The organism is Proteus sp. LHD240705, from assembly GCF_047921555.1.
Taxonomy (GTDB): domain Bacteria; phylum Pseudomonadota; class Gammaproteobacteria; order Enterobacterales; family Enterobacteriaceae; genus Proteus.
Genome location: NZ_JBLRMI010000043.1, coordinates 1 through 372 on the forward strand (window position 1 = coordinate 1; position 372 = coordinate 372).

The 372-nt window shown below is 34.1% G+C and carries 1 protein-coding gene; it reads right to left on the minus strand.

Annotation, left to right across the window (positions count from 1 at the left end; all coding sequences use genetic code 11):
- Positions 1 to 50 precede the first annotated feature (50 nt).
- A partial coding sequence (locus ACNART_RS17940; RefSeq protein WP_368927838.1) for a hypothetical protein occupies positions 51 to 372 on the minus strand: 322 nt, incomplete at its 5' end.

The following is a 372-nucleotide window of genomic DNA, read 5'->3' on the forward strand; positions in this document are numbered from 1 at the left end:
TGCTCCCCCACAAGATTAATATAAACTAAAAGATATATTAACCTGAATCATTAAATATCCATTATTGGGTATGAATAAACAAAAAGTGTACTCTCCAATAATACGTTACTGGGTATTATCATCGTGACGATCATTAGCCCGATTAAAGAATATTTCTTCATTTCCTCTTGCACTCCGATAAAAATGGAGGCAGAATCAAATTGTGTGTTTTTGAGTCCGCCTCGGTTAATGTTAAATAACATAATCGGGGCTTTTCTCTTTCTGGTGCTTGCAAAATGCTTGAACCAGATTGATCCAAGCACCCGCGCAGAGAATAGCAAAATATTTATTTGAGACAACACATTTATTATCAATAATAAATCATTCGATTTG